This is a genomic window from Streptomyces sp. NPDC043680 (genome assembly GCF_056436685.1).
In genome coordinates this window covers 554,401-570,772 of record NZ_JBWKCE010000001.1, presented here as the reverse complement: position 1 = coordinate 570,772, position 16,372 = coordinate 554,401, and the positions used below count along the sequence as shown (strand labels likewise).

16 protein-coding genes are annotated in these 16,372 nt (G+C 72.7%); 10 read left to right on the top strand and 6 right to left on the bottom strand.

Annotation, left to right across the window (positions count from 1 at the left end; genetic code table 11):
- Nucleotides 1-77 precede the first annotated feature (77 nt).
- From ilvA to AC0666_RS02615, 3 genes are all read left to right on the top strand, one after another.
- Nucleotides 78-1,310: a threonine ammonia-lyase gene (gene ilvA, locus AC0666_RS02625; RefSeq protein ID WP_478706947.1), complete on the top strand. Its 1,233-nt coding sequence runs from the start codon at nucleotides 78-80 to the stop codon at nucleotides 1,308-1,310.
- Between the two features lie 66 nt (nucleotides 1,311-1,376).
- Nucleotides 1,377-2,393 carry an ATP-binding cassette domain-containing protein gene (locus tag AC0666_RS02620; protein WP_478706946.1) on the top strand — a complete coding sequence of 339 codons (1,017 nt, stop codon included), beginning with the start codon at nucleotides 1,377-1,379 and terminating at the stop codon, nucleotides 2,391-2,393.
- A 50-nt stretch (nucleotides 2,394-2,443) separates the two neighbouring features.
- Nucleotides 2,444-3,247 (top strand): ABC transporter permease, encoded by an 804-nt coding sequence (locus tag AC0666_RS02615; protein ID WP_478706994.1) that lies wholly within the window; start codon nucleotides 2,444-2,446, stop codon nucleotides 3,245-3,247.
- A 71-nt stretch (nucleotides 3,248-3,318) separates the two neighbouring features.
- Here AC0666_RS02615 and greA read toward each other — a convergent pair whose 3' ends face one another.
- Nucleotides 3,319-3,816, bottom strand: a complete 498-nt coding sequence (gene greA, locus AC0666_RS02610; RefSeq protein WP_356845263.1) for a transcription elongation factor GreA — start codon at nucleotides 3,814-3,816, stop codon at nucleotides 3,319-3,321.
- Between the two features lie 190 nt (nucleotides 3,817-4,006).
- The gene (locus AC0666_RS02605; RefSeq protein WP_361712107.1) at nucleotides 4,007-4,429 is read right to left on the bottom strand and encodes a DUF4307 domain-containing protein; all 423 of its coding nucleotides are present in this window, start codon (nucleotides 4,427-4,429) and stop codon (nucleotides 4,007-4,009) included.
- Between the two features lie 121 nt (nucleotides 4,430-4,550).
- On the opposite strand from AC0666_RS02605, the gene mca reads away from it, so the two are divergent.
- Nucleotides 4,551-5,438, top strand: coding sequence for a mycothiol conjugate amidase Mca (mca, locus tag AC0666_RS02600; RefSeq protein ID WP_361712106.1), 888 nt, complete (start codon nucleotides 4,551-4,553; stop codon nucleotides 5,436-5,438).
- Nucleotides 5,435-5,659: a hypothetical protein gene (locus tag AC0666_RS02595; RefSeq protein WP_361712105.1), complete on the top strand. Its 225-nt coding sequence runs from the start codon at nucleotides 5,435-5,437 to the stop codon at nucleotides 5,657-5,659. The genes mca and AC0666_RS02595 overlap by 4 nt, the downstream gene beginning before the upstream one ends.
- Before the next feature lie 87 nt (nucleotides 5,660-5,746).
- Here the strand turns inward: AC0666_RS02595 and AC0666_RS02590 are convergent, their stop codons facing one another.
- Nucleotides 5,747-8,944 (bottom strand): tetratricopeptide repeat protein, encoded by a 3,198-nt coding sequence (locus tag AC0666_RS02590; RefSeq protein ID WP_468963054.1) that lies wholly within the window; start codon nucleotides 8,942-8,944, stop codon nucleotides 5,747-5,749.
- A 196-nt stretch (nucleotides 8,945-9,140) separates the two neighbouring features.
- On the opposite strand from AC0666_RS02590, the gene AC0666_RS02585 reads away from it, so the two are divergent.
- The 3 genes from AC0666_RS02585 to AC0666_RS02575 are packed head-to-tail and all read left to right on the top strand — an operon-like array spanning nucleotide 9,141 to nucleotide 12,248.
- Complete coding sequence (locus tag AC0666_RS02585; RefSeq protein WP_468963512.1) at nucleotides 9,141-9,851, top strand: DUF4344 domain-containing metallopeptidase; 711 nt, start codon at nucleotides 9,141-9,143, stop codon at nucleotides 9,849-9,851.
- Nucleotides 9,809-10,123 (top strand): hypothetical protein, encoded by a 315-nt coding sequence (locus AC0666_RS02580; RefSeq protein ID WP_468963056.1) that lies wholly within the window; start codon nucleotides 9,809-9,811, stop codon nucleotides 10,121-10,123. Before AC0666_RS02585 ends, AC0666_RS02580 begins: the two co-directional genes overlap by 43 nt.
- 34 nt (nucleotides 10,124-10,157) lie before the next feature.
- Nucleotides 10,158-12,248 carry a thioredoxin domain-containing protein gene (locus AC0666_RS02575; protein WP_478706945.1) on the top strand — a complete coding sequence of 697 codons (2,091 nt, stop codon included), beginning with the start codon at nucleotides 10,158-10,160 and terminating at the stop codon, nucleotides 12,246-12,248.
- An 84-nt stretch (nucleotides 12,249-12,332) separates the two neighbouring features.
- On the opposite strand, the gene trhA is transcribed toward AC0666_RS02575, so the two are convergent.
- Complete coding sequence (gene trhA / locus AC0666_RS02570; RefSeq protein ID WP_468582383.1) at nucleotides 12,333-13,001, bottom strand: PAQR family membrane homeostasis protein TrhA; 669 nt, start codon at nucleotides 12,999-13,001, stop codon at nucleotides 12,333-12,335.
- Nucleotides 13,002-13,220: 219 nt separating this feature from the next.
- Between trhA and AC0666_RS02565 the strand changes: the two genes are divergently transcribed.
- A complete protein-coding gene (locus AC0666_RS02565) occupies nucleotides 13,221-15,053 on the top strand; it encodes a phosphoenolpyruvate carboxykinase (GTP) (RefSeq protein ID WP_361712099.1) in 1,833 nt (610 codons plus the stop codon).
- A 95-nt stretch (nucleotides 15,054-15,148) separates the two neighbouring features.
- Here AC0666_RS02565 and AC0666_RS02560 read toward each other — a convergent pair whose 3' ends face one another.
- A complete protein-coding gene (locus AC0666_RS02560; protein ID WP_468963061.1) occupies nucleotides 15,149-15,325 on the bottom strand; it encodes a hypothetical protein in 177 nt (58 codons plus the stop codon).
- 125 nt (nucleotides 15,326-15,450) lie between these two features.
- On the opposite strand from AC0666_RS02560, the gene AC0666_RS02555 reads away from it, so the two are divergent.
- Nucleotides 15,451-15,870 (top strand): hypothetical protein, encoded by a 420-nt coding sequence (locus AC0666_RS02555; RefSeq protein WP_468963062.1) that lies wholly within the window; start codon nucleotides 15,451-15,453, stop codon nucleotides 15,868-15,870.
- 56 nt (nucleotides 15,871-15,926) lie between these two features.
- Here AC0666_RS02555 and AC0666_RS02550 read toward each other — a convergent pair whose 3' ends face one another.
- Nucleotides 15,927-16,334 carry an SCO4983 family protein gene (locus AC0666_RS02550; RefSeq protein ID WP_468582378.1) on the bottom strand — a complete coding sequence of 136 codons (408 nt, stop codon included), beginning with the start codon at nucleotides 16,332-16,334 and terminating at the stop codon, nucleotides 15,927-15,929.
- Between the last annotated feature and the right edge of the window lie 38 nt (nucleotides 16,335-16,372).

Here is a 16,372-nt window from a genome sequence, read left to right as displayed (position 1 = left end):
ATGGCGGGATTTCGCCCCTGTACGACCCCCCACCGCCGTCCTGAGCCGTGCCCCGCACGGACTGCGAGACTTGCGGCATGAGCTACCGCGTGCCCCAGCCCGTCCCACAGGTCATCCTCGACGACGTCCGGGGGGCCCAGAAGATGCTCTCCGGTGTCTCCCGGGTCACCCCGATGGAAGGCAGCAGGCACCTCTCCGCCCTCACCGGCTCCCCCGTCCACTTCAAGTGCGAGAACCTCCAGCGCACCGGCTCCTTCAAGCTGCGCGGCGCGTACGTGCGCATCGCGGGCCTGCGCCCCGAGCAGCGGGCCGCCGGCGTCGTCGCCGCCAGCGCCGGCAACCACGCGCAGGGCGTGGCCCTCGCCTCCTCCCTGCTCGGGGTCCACTCGACGGTGTTCATGCCGGTCGGGGCGCCCCTGCCCAAGGTGGCGGCGACCCAGGAGTACGGAGCCGAGGTACGGCTGCACGGGCAGGTCGTCGACGAGACCCTCGCGGCCGCCCAGGACTACGCCGACCGCACCGGAGCGGTCTTCATCCACCCCTTCGACCACCGCGACATCATCGCCGGCCAGGGCACGGTCGGCCTGGAGATCCTGGAGCAGTGCCCGGAGGTCCGCACGATCCTCGTCGGCATCGGCGGCGGCGGCCTCGCCGCGGGCATCGCCGTCGCCGTGAAGGCACTGCGGCCGGACGTCAAGGTCATCGGGGTCCAGGCCGCCGGGGCGGCCGCGTACCCGCCCTCGCTGAAGGCCGGGCACCCGGTGTCGATCGACAACCCCGTGACGATGGCGGACGGCATCAAAGTCGGCCGCCCCGGCGACGTCCCCTTCAAAATCATTGGCGAACTGCTCGACGAGGTCCGTACGGTCTCCGAGGACGCGCTCTCCAGCGCGCTGCTGCTGTGCCTGGAGCGGGCCAAGCTCGTCGTCGAGCCGGCCGGCTGCAGCCCGGTGGCCGCACTGCTGAGCGAGCCCGAACTGTACGGCGACGGTCCGGTCGTCGCCGTACTGTCCGGGGGCAACATCGACCCGCTGCTCCTCCAGCGCATCCTGCGCCACGGCATGGCGGCCGCGGGCCGCTACCTGTCGCTGCGGCTGCGCGTGGCCGACCGGCCGGGGGCGCTGGCCGGACTGCTGGCCGTGTTGTCAGTGGTGGATGCGAACGTGTTGGACGTGAGCCATGTACGGACCGACCCGCGGCTCGGGCTCACCGAGGTGGAGGTGGAGCTGCACCTGGAGACGAAGGGTCCGGAACACTGCGCCGAGGTCGCGCGGTCGCTGCACAGCGCCGGGTACGGGGTCATGGGCTGAGTACCGGATGAGTGACGTGGCAGTCCGCTGAGGAATACGAACACACTTCACACTGGGAGAACCTGTATGCCAGGCGCCATCTACGCCGAAGGCCTGGTCAAGACCTTCGGCGACGTCCGGGCTCTGGACGGCGTGGACCTCGATGTCCCCGAAGGCACCGTGCTGGGCCTGCTCGGCCCCAACGGAGCCGGTAAGACCACCACCGTGCGCGTCCTGACCACCCTCCTCAAGCCCGACAGCGGCAAGGCCGTCGTCGCGGGAATCGACGTCCTCAAGCACCCCAACGAGGTCCGCCGGGCGATCGGCCTCTCCGGCCAGTTCGCCGCCGTCGACGAGTACCTGACCGGCCGCGAGAACCTCCAGATGGTCGGCCGCCTCTACCAGATGGGCGCCAAGGCGGCCAAGGCCCGGGCGGGCGAGCTGCTGGAGCGCTTCAACCTCGCCGACGCCGCCGACCGCACGGCCAAGACGTACTCCGGCGGCATGCGCCGACGCCTCGACCTCGCCGCGGCCCTCGTCATACGCCCGCCCGTGATGTTCATGGACGAGCCCACCACAGGCCTCGACCCGCGCAACCGCCAGCAGCTCTGGGACGTCATCCAGGAGCTCGTCGCCGGCGGCACCACCCTGCTGCTCACCACGCAGTACCTGGAGGAGGCCGACCACCTCGCCCACGACATCTGCGTGGTCGACCACGGCAAGGTCATCGCCCGCGGCACCTCCGACCAGCTCAAGGCCCGCACGGGCGGCGAGCGGGTGGAGGTCGTCGTCCACGACCGCGAGCGCATCACCGACGCCGGCGCCGTCCTCGCGGGCTTCGGCAAGGGCGAGACCACCGTCGAGGAGCACACCCGCAAGCTCACCGTGCCGGTGACCGGCGGCGCCAAGCTGCTCGCCGAGGTCATCCGCGAGCTGGACGCCCGGGGCATCGAGATCGACGACATCGGCCTGCGCCGCCCCACCCTCGACGACGTGTTCATCTCCCTCACCGGCCACGCGGCCGCCCTGGCCGAGGAGGAGAACGGCGAGGCGCCACCGGAAGACGCCAAGGGCCGCACGGCCCCGAAGGAGACGGCCAAGTGACCATCACCTCTCCGAGCCCGGAGCTCTCCGCCCCCCGCCCGCGCGGCGGCATGGTCCGGGGCATCAGCGACTCCCTGGTGATCGCCAAGCGGAACCTGATCCGGATGTCCCGGATCCCGGAGATGATCATCTTCGGGGTCATCCAGCCGGTCATGTTCGTCGTGCTGTTCAGCTACGTCTTCGGCGGCTCGATCAGCGTCGGCGGCAACACCTCGCCGGCGGCCTACCGCGAGTTCCTGATGGCGGGCATCTTCGCCCAGACCGTCACCTTCGCCACGGCCGGTGCGGGCGCGGGCATCGCCGACGACATGCACAAGGGCCTCATCGACCGCTTCCGCTCGCTGCCGATGGCCCGCGGTGCGGTCCTGACCGGCCGCACGCTCGCCGACCTCGTCCAGACCACGCTCACCGTGGTCGTCCTGGCCGTCGTCGCCCTGATCGTCGGCTGGCGCACCCACGAGAACTTTGCCAAGGTGCTCGCCGGCTTCGGCCTGCTGCTCCTGCTCGGCTACGCCTTCTCCTGGATCGGCGCCCTGATCGGCCTCTCCGTGCGTACCCCGGAGGCGGCCACCTCCGGCGGGCTGATCTGGCTCTTCCCCCTGACGTTCATCTCGAACGCCTTCGTCCCCTCCGACAACATGCCGGCCTTCCTGCGGCACATAGCGGAGTGGAACCCGTTCAGCGCCACCGTCCAGGCCGCCCGCGAGCTCTTCGGCAACCTGCCGCCCGGCTACGAGGCGCCCCAGGCCTGGCCGATGCAGCACCCGGTTCTCGCATCCGTCCTGTGGTCGCTGCTGATCATCGCGGTCTTCCGCACCCTGGCGGTCCGCAAGTACCGCTCGGCCACCGCGTAGCGCGCGCCCCGCACAACGCAGGAGCCCCCGCCGGATTACTCCGTCGGGGGCTCCTGCGTGTCCGAGGGTGATCAGCCGGTGAACGGCTTGACGTCCAGGATCTTGACCGTGGCCTTCTTGCCGTTCGGCAGCTCGTACTCGGCGTCCTCGCCGATCTTCTTGCCGAGCACCCCGGTGCCCAGCGGGGACTGCGGGGAGTACGTCTCGAAGTCCGCGGACGCGTACTCGCGCGAGGCGAGCAGAAAGGACATGGTGTCGTCCTCGTCACCGTCGAAGGCGATCGTGACGACGGTGCCCGGGGCCACCTCGCCCTCCGCGGCGGGGGCGGTGCCGACCTTGGCGTTCTCCAGGAGCTGCGTCAGCTGGCGGACGCGGAGCTCCTGCTTGCCCTGCTCCTCCTTGGCCGCGTGGTAACCGCCGTTCTCCCGCAGGTCGCCCTCTTCGCGGGCGGCTGCGATCTTCGTGGCGATCTCCGTGCGTGCGGGACCAGAGAGGTAGTCCAGCTCGGCCTTCAGCTGGTCGTACGCCGCCTGGGTCAGCCAGGTGACGCTCTCGCTCGTCTGGGTCACGGGTGCTCCTCGTCGGTACAGGGGACTACATGGCCGCCAGCGGCGGGCGAAACCACGAGCCTAACAATTCGGGAAGAAAAGGGGGAGGACACCATGGGTATGAAGTGTGTCATTGGGCCCGGTGGGCGGTACGTGCCCGATGGGTCCGCCGGAGCGGCCGCGGGGCCGCAGCAGCCCGGTGCAGGGCTGGTCAGCGTGCCTGACCCTGCGGGCCGGCCGCCTGGCAGCCGACCAGTTCGATCATCACGGCGCGGCCGGTCGTCCGCAGTGAGACGACCTCGTCCACCCGCGAGTCCTCCTGCCCGAAAGTGAAGTCCGCACGCCCGACCTCGCCATGGTCCTTGTCCTGGGAGCTCAGGGTGCACACGCCGGTCACGGAGGGGTCCTTGCGCACCTCCAGGTGCACCTTCACCTCGGTGTCGGACACCACCTGGAACTTGATCACCTCGGCGCTGACGCTCTGCCCGGCCACGTAGTCCCAACCGATCCAGCCGACCACCGCGAGCAGCCCGACCCCGAGGGCCGACCCGACGATCTTCAGCCGCCGGTCCGCACGCTGATCTCCGGACCGCCCGTAGCGACCCTCGGGCAGTCCCTCGCGCACCGCGCTCATGATCTTTCCTTCCGAGAGGGCCGGGTCGCCGCCGATTCCGGGGTCACCCCGGAATTTTTCCACCCCCCGATTCGGTCACTATAGGAGGCATCCGCCCTGACGAATCACAGAGGATCCTGTCTTGACCGAGCAGCTTCGACTGATGGCCGTCCATGCCCACCCCGACGACGAGTCGAGCAAGGGCGCGGCCACCATGGCCAAGTACGTGTCCGAGGGGGTGCCCGTGCTGGTGGTCACCTGCACCGGCGGCGAGCGCGGCTCGATCCTCAACCCCAAGCTCCAGGGTGACAAGTACATCGAGGAGAACATCCACGAGGTGCGCCGCAAGGAGATGGACGAGGCGCGCGAGATCCTCGGCATCCAGCAGGAGTGGCTCGGCTACGTCGACTCCGGACTGCCCGAGGGCGACCCGCTGCCGCCGCTGCCGCAGGGCTGCTTCGCCCTGGAGGACGTGGACGAGGCCGCCGGGCGGCTGGTGCAGAAGATCCGCGCCTTCCGGCCGCAGGTCATCACCACGTACGACGAGAACGGCGGCTACCCGCACCCCGACCACATCATGACCCACAAGATCTCGATGGTGGCCTTCGAGGGCGCGGCCGACACCGAGAAGTACCCGGAGGCCGAGTTCGGCCCGGCGTACCAGCCGCAGAAGCTCTACTACAACCAGGGCTTCAACAAGCCGCGCACCATCGCCCTGCACGAGGCGCTGCTCTCGCGGGGCATGGAGTCCCCCTACGGGGAGTGGCTGGAGCGCTGGAAGGAGTTCGAGCGCACCGAGCGGACGCTCACCACGCACGTGCCCTGTGCGGAGTTCTTCGAGATCCGCGACAAGGCCCTGATCGCGCACGCCACGCAGATCGATCCGGACGGCGGCTGGTTCCGTGTCCCGATGGAGATCCAGAAGGAGGTCTGGCCGACGGAGGAGTACGAGCTCGCGAAGTCGCTCGTCGACACCTCCCTCCCCGAGTCCGACCTGTTCGCGGGCATCCGGGAGAATGCTCAGTCATGAGCGCTACGCAGGCAGCACTGACCCAGCTCCTCCCGCTGGCGGGTGACACCTTCGACAAGAACAAGGTGACGCCCGGCCTCCTGGGCTTCATCGTGTTCGCGGCCCTCGCCCTCGGCGTGTGGGGCCTGATGAAGTCGATGAGCCGGCACATGAACCGCGTCGACTTCGAGGAAGCCCCGGACCCGGCGGCCCAGCCGGCCGGCGGCCGGCCCACCCCGTAGGGAACGCCCCGGGACGCGCCGCCCCGCCGACCGGCGGGGCGGCGGCTTCCGTGTGCCGCCGTCCCCACCGCCCCGGGCCCGGGCCTCTCAGGGAGCGGCCGGCGGCGGCAGCGGGACCCCCATGATCTCCCGCGAGTGCAGGTTCGGGACCATCCCCAGGCGCCAGGCCTGCCAGTCCTCCGCCGGGTCCACACCCCGTCCCAGAGCCACCGCGTACGCGTCGAGGCAGTCCTCCAGCCGGCCGTCCCGCATCGGGTGCGGGCCATCGGCCAGCCGGGCCAGCTCGGCGCGGGCCTCCTCGGCGCCACCGCCCGGGACCGCGTACGGCAGCAGCGTGCAGCGCAGGAAGCGGGCCCAGTCCTCGCCGCGCCGGTCCCCGTACGAGATGAACAGCCGGGCCGCCTCCTCGCACAGGCCGAGCGCCTGCGCCACCCGCCCGTTGCCCGCGTCGACCACCGCCAGCTCCAGGCAGGTCCAGGCCTCGCCGTGGGCCAGGGAGATCCGCCGGAAGTCGGCCCGCGCGTCCACCAGCAGCTGCCGCGCGAACCCGGAGTTCTTCAGGTTCCCCGTCTGCGCGGCGCGCTGGTCGCGGGTGACGCGGCCCGAGTGGTGGCGGGCGTGGGCCAGCCCGTACACGTCCCGCATCCGCGAGAACATCGTGCGGGCCCGTTCCAGCTCCCGGACCGCCTGGTCGCGTTCGCCGCTCTCCTCCAGCGCCTGGCCGAGGTAGTACAGCGTCCACGCCTCGCCGCGCGCGTCCTCCGCCTCCCGGTGCCGGGCCAGCGCCTCCCGCAGGCGTTCCACCGCCGGTCCGGGATCGCCGGCCACCACCCGGGCCCGGCCCAGTTGGGTCAGCGCCCAGGCCTGGCCGCGGTCGTCGCGGGTGCGGCCGTACAGGTCGAGGGCCAGGCGCAGCTCCTCCTCCGCCCGCGGGACCTCGCCGAGCCGCAGGTGGACCTGGCCGAGCTGGAAGTGCGCCCAGGCCTCGCCGTGGACGCTCTCGCTCTCGCGGTGCAGGGCGAGGGACTGCTCCAGCAGCGTCATCGCCTCGGCCAGGTGGGCCCGGTCCCGTTCGACGGCCGCCAGCGCGTGCAGGCCCCACGCCCGGTCGCCCGCCAGCTTGTCCGGTTCCTGGAGGACGAGCGCCTCCCGGATCCGCGCCGCGGCCTCCGGGAGCTGGCCCTGGTGGTGCAGGGTGATGCCGAGGGAGATCAGCGCCATGGCGGCCCCGGCATCCTGCTGGGCCTCGCGGTACTGGTCGACCACCGAGGTCAGCGTGGTGCGGGCCTTGTCCAGTTCGCCGAGCTGGCGGGCCGCGATACCGGTGCGCCACTGCACCGACCGCACGAGTCGGCCCTGGCCGGGCCCCTGGTCCACGGCCCGCATCAGCTCGTCGATCTCGCCGAGCCGGTACAGGTCGCCGCGCAGCAGGCAGAAATCGCACAGCGCGCCCAGCAGGTCGAGTACGGCGTCCTGGTCGACGCCTTCCGAGTGGCGCAGCGCGGCGGTGATGAAGCTGGACTCGTCGTCCAGCCAGCGCAGCGCCGCGTCCAGCGAGGCGAAGCCGTGCCCGCCGAAGTGGTGGGCGCGGGTGGACATCTTCCCGTCGACCATCCGGATCACGGAGTCGGCGAGCTGCGCGTAGTTGCGGATCAGCCGCCCGTGCGCGGCGGTGGCCTGTGCCCGGTCCTCGTCCGCGGCCAGGCGTGCGGCCGCGTACGAGCGCACCGCGTCGTGCATCCGGAAGCGCTCCCCGCGGACGTGGTCCAGCAGCCCGGCCTGCGCCAGCTCGCGCAGCAGCAGCCCGGCCTGGGCCCGGTCGGCGTCGATCAGCGCGGCCGCGGCGGAGGGGCCGAGCGAGGCCCGGCCGGCGAGGGTCAGGCGCCGCAGCAGCCTGCGCCGGTCTTCGGGCAGGGCGGCGTAGGCCAGGTCCAGGGCGTCGTCGAGGCTGCCCGGCCCGTGGGCCGGGCCGTCCGGGCCGGCGGCGCCGACCGGGGCCAGGACGCGCAGTGCCAGCGGCAGGCCGTCGGCGAGCGCGAGCAGGCCGGGCAGGGCGTCCGCCGCGTACGGGGCCGCGTCGGGGGCCTCGGCTCCGGCGCGGAGCAGTGCGGCGGCCTCCGGCTGCGCCAGGCGCTCCACCGGCAGCTGGTGCACCCAGGCCGCGAGGTCCCCGGGCAGCTCCAGCGGCTCGCGGGCGGTGACCAGCACCAGGCTCTCGGACCGCTCGGGCACCAGGGTCCGTACCTGCGCCGCGTCCGAGGCGTCGTCCAGGATCACCGTGACGGGCAGCCCCTGGAGGTGCTGGTGGTACAGCTCGCCCAGGCGCCGGACCTGCTGCTCCGCGGAGGAGCCTTCGCGGAACAGCAGCTGCTCGCGGGGGGCGCCGAGCCGGTTGAGCAGGTGCAGCAGGGCCTCCCTGGTCGGCAGGGGGGCCTCCCCGCTCAGGGAGCCGCCGCGCAGGTCCACCACGCACGCCCCGCGGAACTGGTCGCGCAGCGCGTCCGCGGCCCGCAGCGCCAGCGCGGTGCGCCCGGCTCCCGGCTCGCCGTGCAGGACGACCACCACCGGGCGGGTCTCCGTACTGGCCCGGGCCGCCTGCACCCACTGCGCGATCCGGGTCAGCTCGGTGCGCCGACCGGTGAACGCGGCCGCCGGCTCCGGGAGTTGGCCGAAGGACTGCTCCAGTACGCTGCGCCGCCGGGCTTGCGCACTGCGGTCGGCGCCCCGCAGCTGCGGGGTCGGCCGGGGCGCCCGCGCGGCGGTGGCCACCGCGCGCTGCTGCTCCAGGAACGGCCGTATCCCGCGGACCTCCAGCGCCGACAGCCACTGCAGCCTGAGCTGCTCCGCTCCGCCGGGCCGGCCGAGTTCCCCGGCCCGGCGGTTCGCGGCGGGCAGGTGGAGCGCGGTCACCTTGGCGACGGTGGCCACGGCGCCGGCGATGCCGGTGAGGGCGCCGGCGGTCAGCGCGGCGCCGGCGGCGACGCCGAGCGCGAGGTCGGTCCCGGCGGCCGCGACGGCGGCAACGGCCGTCACCAGCAGGGCGGTCGAGGCGTTCCCGCGCCGGAACGCCTCGCCGAGGGACTGCTCCCCGGCTGCGGCCTCGTCCAGGGCCCGTGCGTACGCCTCGTACTCCTCGGCCGCGCTCGTGGCGAGCGCGTCCAGCGCCTCCCGGCCGCGGGCGAGGAGCGCCGCCTTGTCGACCGGTGCCCCCGCGGCCCGCCGCGCTTCCTCGTCCACGGCCCGTTCCAACAGCCGCTCGGCCTCACCGCGATGGCTGTCCCGCATCGGCATCCCCCTCAAGAGAGCTCCGGCAACGTGCGCCAAGTGTCCGCCGGGAGGCGTGTCCGCGCGAGGAATCTGAGCTAGTTCAGAGGGAGTTGAGCCTTTCCCGGGCAGCCGCGTGCATATATGTACGTTACGAGGGGGTGGGGCGGTGGGCCGAGGCGGGGAAAGGCCTGTACGGGCGGCGGCCGTGCTGCTGATGCTGGTGGCGGCGGGCTCCGGGTGCGCGCAGCCCCCGGCCGGGCGGGGCTTCGAGGTGCGGTACGAGGCGCCTGCCGCGGCCGACGGCGCCGAGGCGCGGTTCCTGCGGGAGCGCAGGGCGGCGGAGCGGGCCGCGGACGCGCTGAACGCCTACCTCGACCTCCCGTACCGGGTCGCCGTCCTGGCCCGCTCCTGCGCCGGGGAGGGCTCGGGCTACGACCCGCAGGCCCGGCGCATCGAGCTCTGCTACGACGACCTCGCCGAGGACCGGGCCCTCTTCGAGGCGGCGGGCCGCCGGCCGGCCGACGACGCGGTGGAAGCGGTGGTCGCCGAGACGGTGCACCACGAGGCGGGCCACGCCCTCGTCGACACGCTCGACCTGCCGGTCGGCGGCGACCGGGCGGAGGAGGACGCCGCCGACCGCTTCGCCGCCCTGATGCTCCTGCGCGAGGGCCCGTCCGGAGAGGCGAAGCTCGGTACGGCCGCGGAGGCCTACGAACTGGCGGCAGCCGAAGGTCCCGGCCCCGGTCGCGACGAGCACGCCCCGCCCGCGACCCGCGCGGCCGCCCACCGCTGCCTCCTGTACGGCGCGGCTCCGGACCGCCACCCGGCACCGGCCGCCGACGCGCAGGGCTGCGCCCCCGCCTGGCCGGAGGTCCGGGCGCAGTGGGAGCGGGCGCTGGGGCCGCTGCTCCGGAAGAGCCCGTAGGGTCCCGGAGCAAGATCAACGCCCTGGGCCGCCTCGACCTCCAGGTGCTCACCGGGCCGCGGCACCTCACCGACCCCGACGTCTCCACCTCCTCCGCCGGGAAGGTGCCCGACACGGTGGACGACCAGCTCGGGATCACGCTGCCCTGTTGCCCGCCGGGAGCCCAGGACGTCTTCGACCGCCTGGAGGCCGCCTCCGATGGCGCCGAGCTGCGCATCCGCCATATGGACCCGTCCGGCGCCATGTCGATCCACGTGTGCACCCGAGCCTGAGGCAGGCCCGCGCGGGTTGCGCGAGGATGGCCCTATGTCGAACCGCCTCGCGAACGAGACCTCGCCCTATCTCCTCCAGCACGCCGACAATCCCGTCGACTGGTGGCCCTGGTCGCCGGAGGCCTTCGCCGAGGCGCGGGAGCGCGACGTGCCGGTGCTGCTCAGCGTCGGGTACAGCAGCTGCCACTGGTGCCACGTCATGGCCCATGAGTCCTTCGAGGACGAGCTGACCGCCGCCGCCATGAACGAGCACTTCGTCAACATCAAGGTGGACCGCGAGGAACGCCCCGACGTCGACGCCGTCTACATGGAGGCCGTGCAGGCCGCCACCGGGCAGGGCGGCTGGCCCATGACCGTCTTCCTCACCCCCGATGCCGAGCCCTTCTACTTCGGCACCTACTTCCCGCCCGAGCCCCGGCACGGGATGCCCTCCTTCGTGCAGATCCTCGAAGGGGTGCGGACCGCCTGGACCGGGCGGCGCGAGGAGGTGTCCGACGTCGCGCAGCGGATCGTACGGGACCTGGCCGGGCGGCAGCTGGACTACGGCAAGGCGGGCGCCCCGGGGCCGCAGGAGCAGGCGCAGGCGCTGCTCGCGCTGACGCGGGAGTACGACGCCGTGCGCGGCGGGTTCGGCGGGGCGCCGAAGTTCCCGCCGTCCATGGTGCTGGAGTTCCTGCTGCGCCACCACGCCCGCACCGGGGCGGAGGGGGCGCTGCAGATGGCCGCCGACACCTGCGAGGCCATGGCCCGGGGCGGGATCTACGACCAGCTCGGCGGCGGGTTCGCGCGGTACTCCGTGGACCGGGAGTGGGTGGTTCCGCACTTCGAGAAGATGCTCTACGACAATGCGCTGCTGTGCCGGGTCTACGCCCACCTGTGGCGCGCCGCCTCCCGCGGCGGGGACGACGCACTCGGCGAGCTCGCGCGGCGCGTCGCGCTGGAGACCGCCGACTTCATGGTCCGGGAGCTGCGCACCGCCGAGGGCGGCTTCGCCTCGGCGCTCGACGCGGACAGCGAGGACCCGGCGAGTGGCAAGCACGTGGAGGGCGCGTACTACGCCTGGACGCCGCAGCAGCTGACCGAGGTGCTCGGGGAGGAGGACGGGGCCCTGGCCGCCGCGTACTTCGGGGTGACGCAGGAGGGCACCTTCGAGCACGGCACGTCCGTGCTCCGGCTGCCGCAGGACGGACCCGCCGTGGAGGCCGAGCGGATCGCCGGCATCCGGGAGCGGCTGCTGCGGGCCCGCGCCGAGCGGCCCGCGCCCGGGCGGGACGACAAGGTCGTCGCCGCGTGGAACGGGCTGGCGATCGCCGCCCTGGCCGAGTGCGGGGCGTACTTCGACCGGCCGGACCTGGTCGAGCGGGCCACCGAGGCCGCCGATCTGCTGGTGCGGGTCCACTTCGACGCGGCGGCCGGCCGGGCCCGGCTCGCCCGGACCAGCAAGGACGGGCATGTCGGCGCGAACGCCGGGGTGCTGGAGGACTACGGGGACGTGGCGGAGGGCTTCCTCGCGCTGGCGTCGGTCACCGGCGAGGGGGTGTGGCTGGAGTTCGCGGGATTCCTCCTCGACCTGGTGCTGGACCGGTTCACCGCCGAGGACGGGTCGCTCTACGACACCGCCCATGACGCCGAGCCGCTGATCCGCCGCCCGCAGGACCCCACCGACACGGCGGCCCCGTCCGGCTGGACGGCCGCAGCCGGCGCGCTGCTCTCGTACGCGGCGCACACCGGCTCACAGGCGCACCGCACGGCGGCCGAGCGGGCGCTCGGGGTGGTGCACGCGCTGGGTCCGCGCGTCCCGCGCTTCATCGGGCACGGACTGGCGGTCGCCGAGGCCCTGCTGGACGGTCCGCGCGAGGTGGCCGTGGCCGGTGACCCGGAGGATCCGGCGACGGCGCAGCTCCACCGGACGGCGCTGCTGGGAACCGCTCCCGGGGCCGTGGTGGCGGCCGGTGTGCCGCAGCCGGAGGCCGCCCGGCCGGACGAGGCCGAGTTCCCCCTGCTGGCCGGGCGCACGCTCGTGGACGGTCGTGCCACGGCGTACGTGTGCCGCCACTTCGTCTGTGCGCGGCCCACGACGGACCCGGCCGAACTGGCGCAGCAGGTGGGCTCGGTCCGCGACTGAAGCAGCCACAGCCCCGCCGGGCCGGTCCCGTCGCCGATTGCGCCGGGGCCGGCCCCGTTTGCGCCCCGGCGGACCGGGCCGGCCCTAGCGCCCGTAGGCGGCCAGGGAGATGCCCACGTAGTGGGCCACGAAGGCGGCCAGCGTCAGCGAGTGGAAGACCTCGTGGAAGCCGAAGAAACGCGGGGAGGGATTGGGGCGCTTGAGGCCGTAGATGACGCCGCCCGCGCTGTAGAGCAGGCCGCCCACGATCACCAGGACCAGGACGGCGATGCCGCCGGCCCGCATGAAGTCGGGCAGGAAGAAGACCGCCGCCCAGCCCATCGCTATGTAGCACGGGGTGTAGAGCCAGCGCGGGGCGCCGACCCAGAAGACGCGGAAGGCGATCCCGGCCGCCGCCGCGATCCAGACCGCCCACAGCAGCGTCCGTCCGGTGGAGGGCGGGAGCAGGAGGACGGTCAGCGGGGTATACGTCCCGGCGATGATCAGAAAGATGTTGGCATGGTCGAGCCGCCGCAGGACGGCCTCGCCCCGCGGTCCCCAGGTGCCGCGGTGGTACACCGCGCTGATGCCGAACAACAAGCAGGCCGTGAGGATGTACACCCCGCACGCCACCCTGGCCCGGGTCGAGTCGGTGGCGGCCATCAACACGAGGCCCGCCACGACCACGGCCGGGAACATCCCGGTGTGCAGCCAGCCGCGCAGGAGCGGCTTGGCCTCGGGAGCAGCCGGCACGGCAGCGGCGTCAGAAGTCATGAACGTCATGCTACCTACGGGTCCGTAGGTTTCAGTTGTGCGCTTTACGGAAGATTGACGGGAGTGGCGATGCTCACGTGAGAGGCCCCCTGGACATATGCGCACATGCACCGGATGATCAGATGAGTGCGGTCGGCACCGGATGAGCGGAGCGCGAAGCGTCCGGGTCGCAGCCCCCACGGGGCATACACCAAACACACCCCTCAACAAGGAGCAATCGTGGCGCGCGACAACGCGGCTCCCACTTCCGTCCCGACGAACCACCAGGCGCTGACCGCCTGGGTGGACGAGATCGCAGCCCTCACCCAGCCGGACCGCGTCGTCTGGTGCGACGGCTCCGAAGCCGAGTACGAGCGCCTGTGCGAGGAGCTCGTCGCCAAGGGCACGTTCAAGAAGCTCGACGAGACCAAGCGCCCGAACTCCTACTACGCCGCCTCCGACCCGTCCGACGTCGCGCGCGTCGAGGACCGGACCTTCATCTGCTCCGAGAAGGAGGAGGACGCGGGCCCGACCAACCACTGGAAGGCCCCGGCCGAGATGAAGGAGATCTTCGCCGGCAAGGGCGAGGAGGGTGGCATCTTCCGTGGCTCCATGAAGGGCCGGACGATGTACGTCGTCCCCTTCTGCATGGGCCCCCTCGGCTCCGAGCTCTCCGCCATCGGCGTCGAGATCACCGACTCCGCGTACGTCGCGGTCGCGATGCGCACCATGACCCGCATGGGCAAGGCCGTCCTCGACGAGCTCGGCACCGACGGCTTCTTCGTCAAGGCGGTCCACACCCTCGGCGCTCCGCTCGCCGAGGGCGAGGCCGACGTGCCGTGGCCGTGCAACACCACCAAGTACATCTCGCACTTCCCCGAGACCCGTGAGATCTGGTCGTACGGCTCGGGCTACGGCGGCAACGCCCTGCTCGGCAAGAAGTGCTACGCACTGCGCATCGCGTCCGTCATGGCCCGCGACGAGGGCTGGCTCGCCGAGCACATGCTGATCCTCAAGCTCACCCCGCCGCAGGGTGAGGCCAAGTACGTCGCGGCCGCGTTCCCGAGTGCCTGTGGCAAGACCAACCTCGCCATGCTGGAGCCCACGATCCCCGGCTGGACGGTCGAGACCATCGGCGACGACATCGCCTGGATGCGCTTCGGTGAGGACGGCCGCCTCTACGCGATCAACCCCGAGGCCGGCTTCTTCGGCGTCGCGCCCGGCACCGGCGAGCACACCAACGCCAACGCCATGAAGACGATGTACGCGAACACCGTCTTCACCAACGTCGCGCTCACCGATGACGGCGACGTCTGGTGGGAGGGCATGACGGAGGAGACTCCCGCCCACCTCACCGACTGGAAGGGCAACGACTGGACCCCGGAGTCCGAGACCCCGGCGGCCCACCCGAACGCCCGCTTCGCCGTCCCGGCCTCCCAGTGCCCGACGATCGCCCCCGAGTGGGAGGACCCCAAGGGCGTCCCGATCTCCGCGATCCTCTTCGGCGGCCGCCGCGCCTCCGCCGTGCCGCTGGTCACCGAGTCCTTCGACTGGAACCACGGCGTCTTCATCGGTTCGAACATCGCCTCCGAGAAGACCGCCGCCGCCGAGGGCAAGGTCGGCGAGCTGCGCCGCGACCCGTTCGCCATGCTGCCGTTCTGCGGCTACAACATGGGCGACTACATGGCCCACTGGATCAAGGTGGGCGCCTCCGCGGACGCCGCGAAGCTCCCGAAGATCTACTACGTGAACTGGTTCCGCAAGAACGACGCGGGCAAGTTCGTGTGGCCCGGCTTCGGCGAGAACAGCCGCGTCCTGAAGTGGATCGTCGAGCGCCTCGACGGCACCGCCGAGGGTGTCGAGACCCCCATCGGCATCCTGCCGACCAAGGACTCGCTCGACCTCGACGGCCTGGATCTCCCGGCCGAGGACCTGGACTTCCTCCTCACCGTGGACAAGGAGGTCTGGCGCGAGGAGGCCGCCCTGGTCCCCGAGCACCTGAACACCTACGGCGACCACACCCCCAAGGAGCTGTGGGAGCAGTACCACGCGCTCGTCGAGCGCCTGGGCTGAACGAGCCCGAACGAGCCCGCCCGTAAAGGGCGCATGGATGTGGGAGCCCCCGACCAAGCGGTTCCCACCGCTGCACCGACCACCTGTCGCGTCTGTCAGTAGCCCTCGGGCTCCTGCAGACAGGTCGTGTGCGCCTGCTGACGGCGGGCCTCCCTTGTCAGGAGGCCCGCCGTCACGCGTTCCGCCCCCTCGTACAGCAGCGCCAGCCGCTGCTCCAGGTGGCGCTCTCCCCGGTCAGCTGTTGCCGGGTGCGGTCCTCGCCGGCGGTTCACGGAAACCCACTTCCGCGCGAAGTTGCACGAACGTCCGGTGTCCAGGCGGTCCCACTTCGAAATGCTGTGTGGGTCGAACGGTGCTGGCAGGCGGGGCGGCAGGCCGGGAGGATCGTGCCATGGGCGTGAGCGCATTGAAGTGGCAGGGCTGGCTGGTCGGCCTCGTGGTCCTGGCCGGAATGCTGGTGTTCGCCCCGTTGGGCCTGTACGTGTGGGCCAGCGCCGAGCCGGCCCCGGCGCCGGCGCGGCCCGCGGTGGAGGACGTACGGATCACGGGGTGCCGGATCGACGCGGCGAGCCGGCGCGTGGTCGCGGCGATGGAGGTGACGGGCAGCCCCGCGGGGCCCGGCGCGTACGTGGTCACGGTGGAATTCCGCGACACCGCCGAGCCGGCGCCGGGCGCACGGACGGCCCAGACGCTGGTGCGGGTCCCGGGCGTGGCTCCGGGCGCGCAGGAGCACAGCGAGGCCGTCGGCCCGGTGTGGCCGGTCGCCACCGCGGCGTGGTGCGGGGTCGCGGGGGCGGAGTTCACGCCCGTGCCGTGAGCGCGGGGCGGGCGTGGCACCCGGTCCGGAGCCTCCGCGGCCCCGGACCGGGGCCGTCAGAGGGCGCCGGCCAGGTCCGTGGAGGCCAGGGCGGCGGCGTGGGCGTCCATGCGCTGGGCGGCGAGGATGGCGACGGTGGTGTCGGCGCGGGACGCGGCGACGACCAGGGCGCGGCCGGCCAGGTCATGGGCCTTGCGGTGGAGCGCGGGGAGCTCCTCTGCGGGAGCCTTCGGGGCGCGTGCGGGCTCGGCTCCGCCGCGCAGCCGCGTCACCTGGGCGGCGATGCGGGCGGCCTCGCCGTCGAGCCCGAGCTCGTCGGTGACGGCGAGCAGGGCCGCCAGGTGTCCGGCGAGCTGGGAGTCGAGCGCTTCGGCGCGGCTGCTGTGCGGATAGCCGGTGTGGCTGTCGGTGTGACGGCCGCCCACTCGGTGGACGACCGACTTGGTACGGATCGGCTCGTACATGAGGAGGCCTCCTGCGTGGTCAGGAGGCCATCCTACAT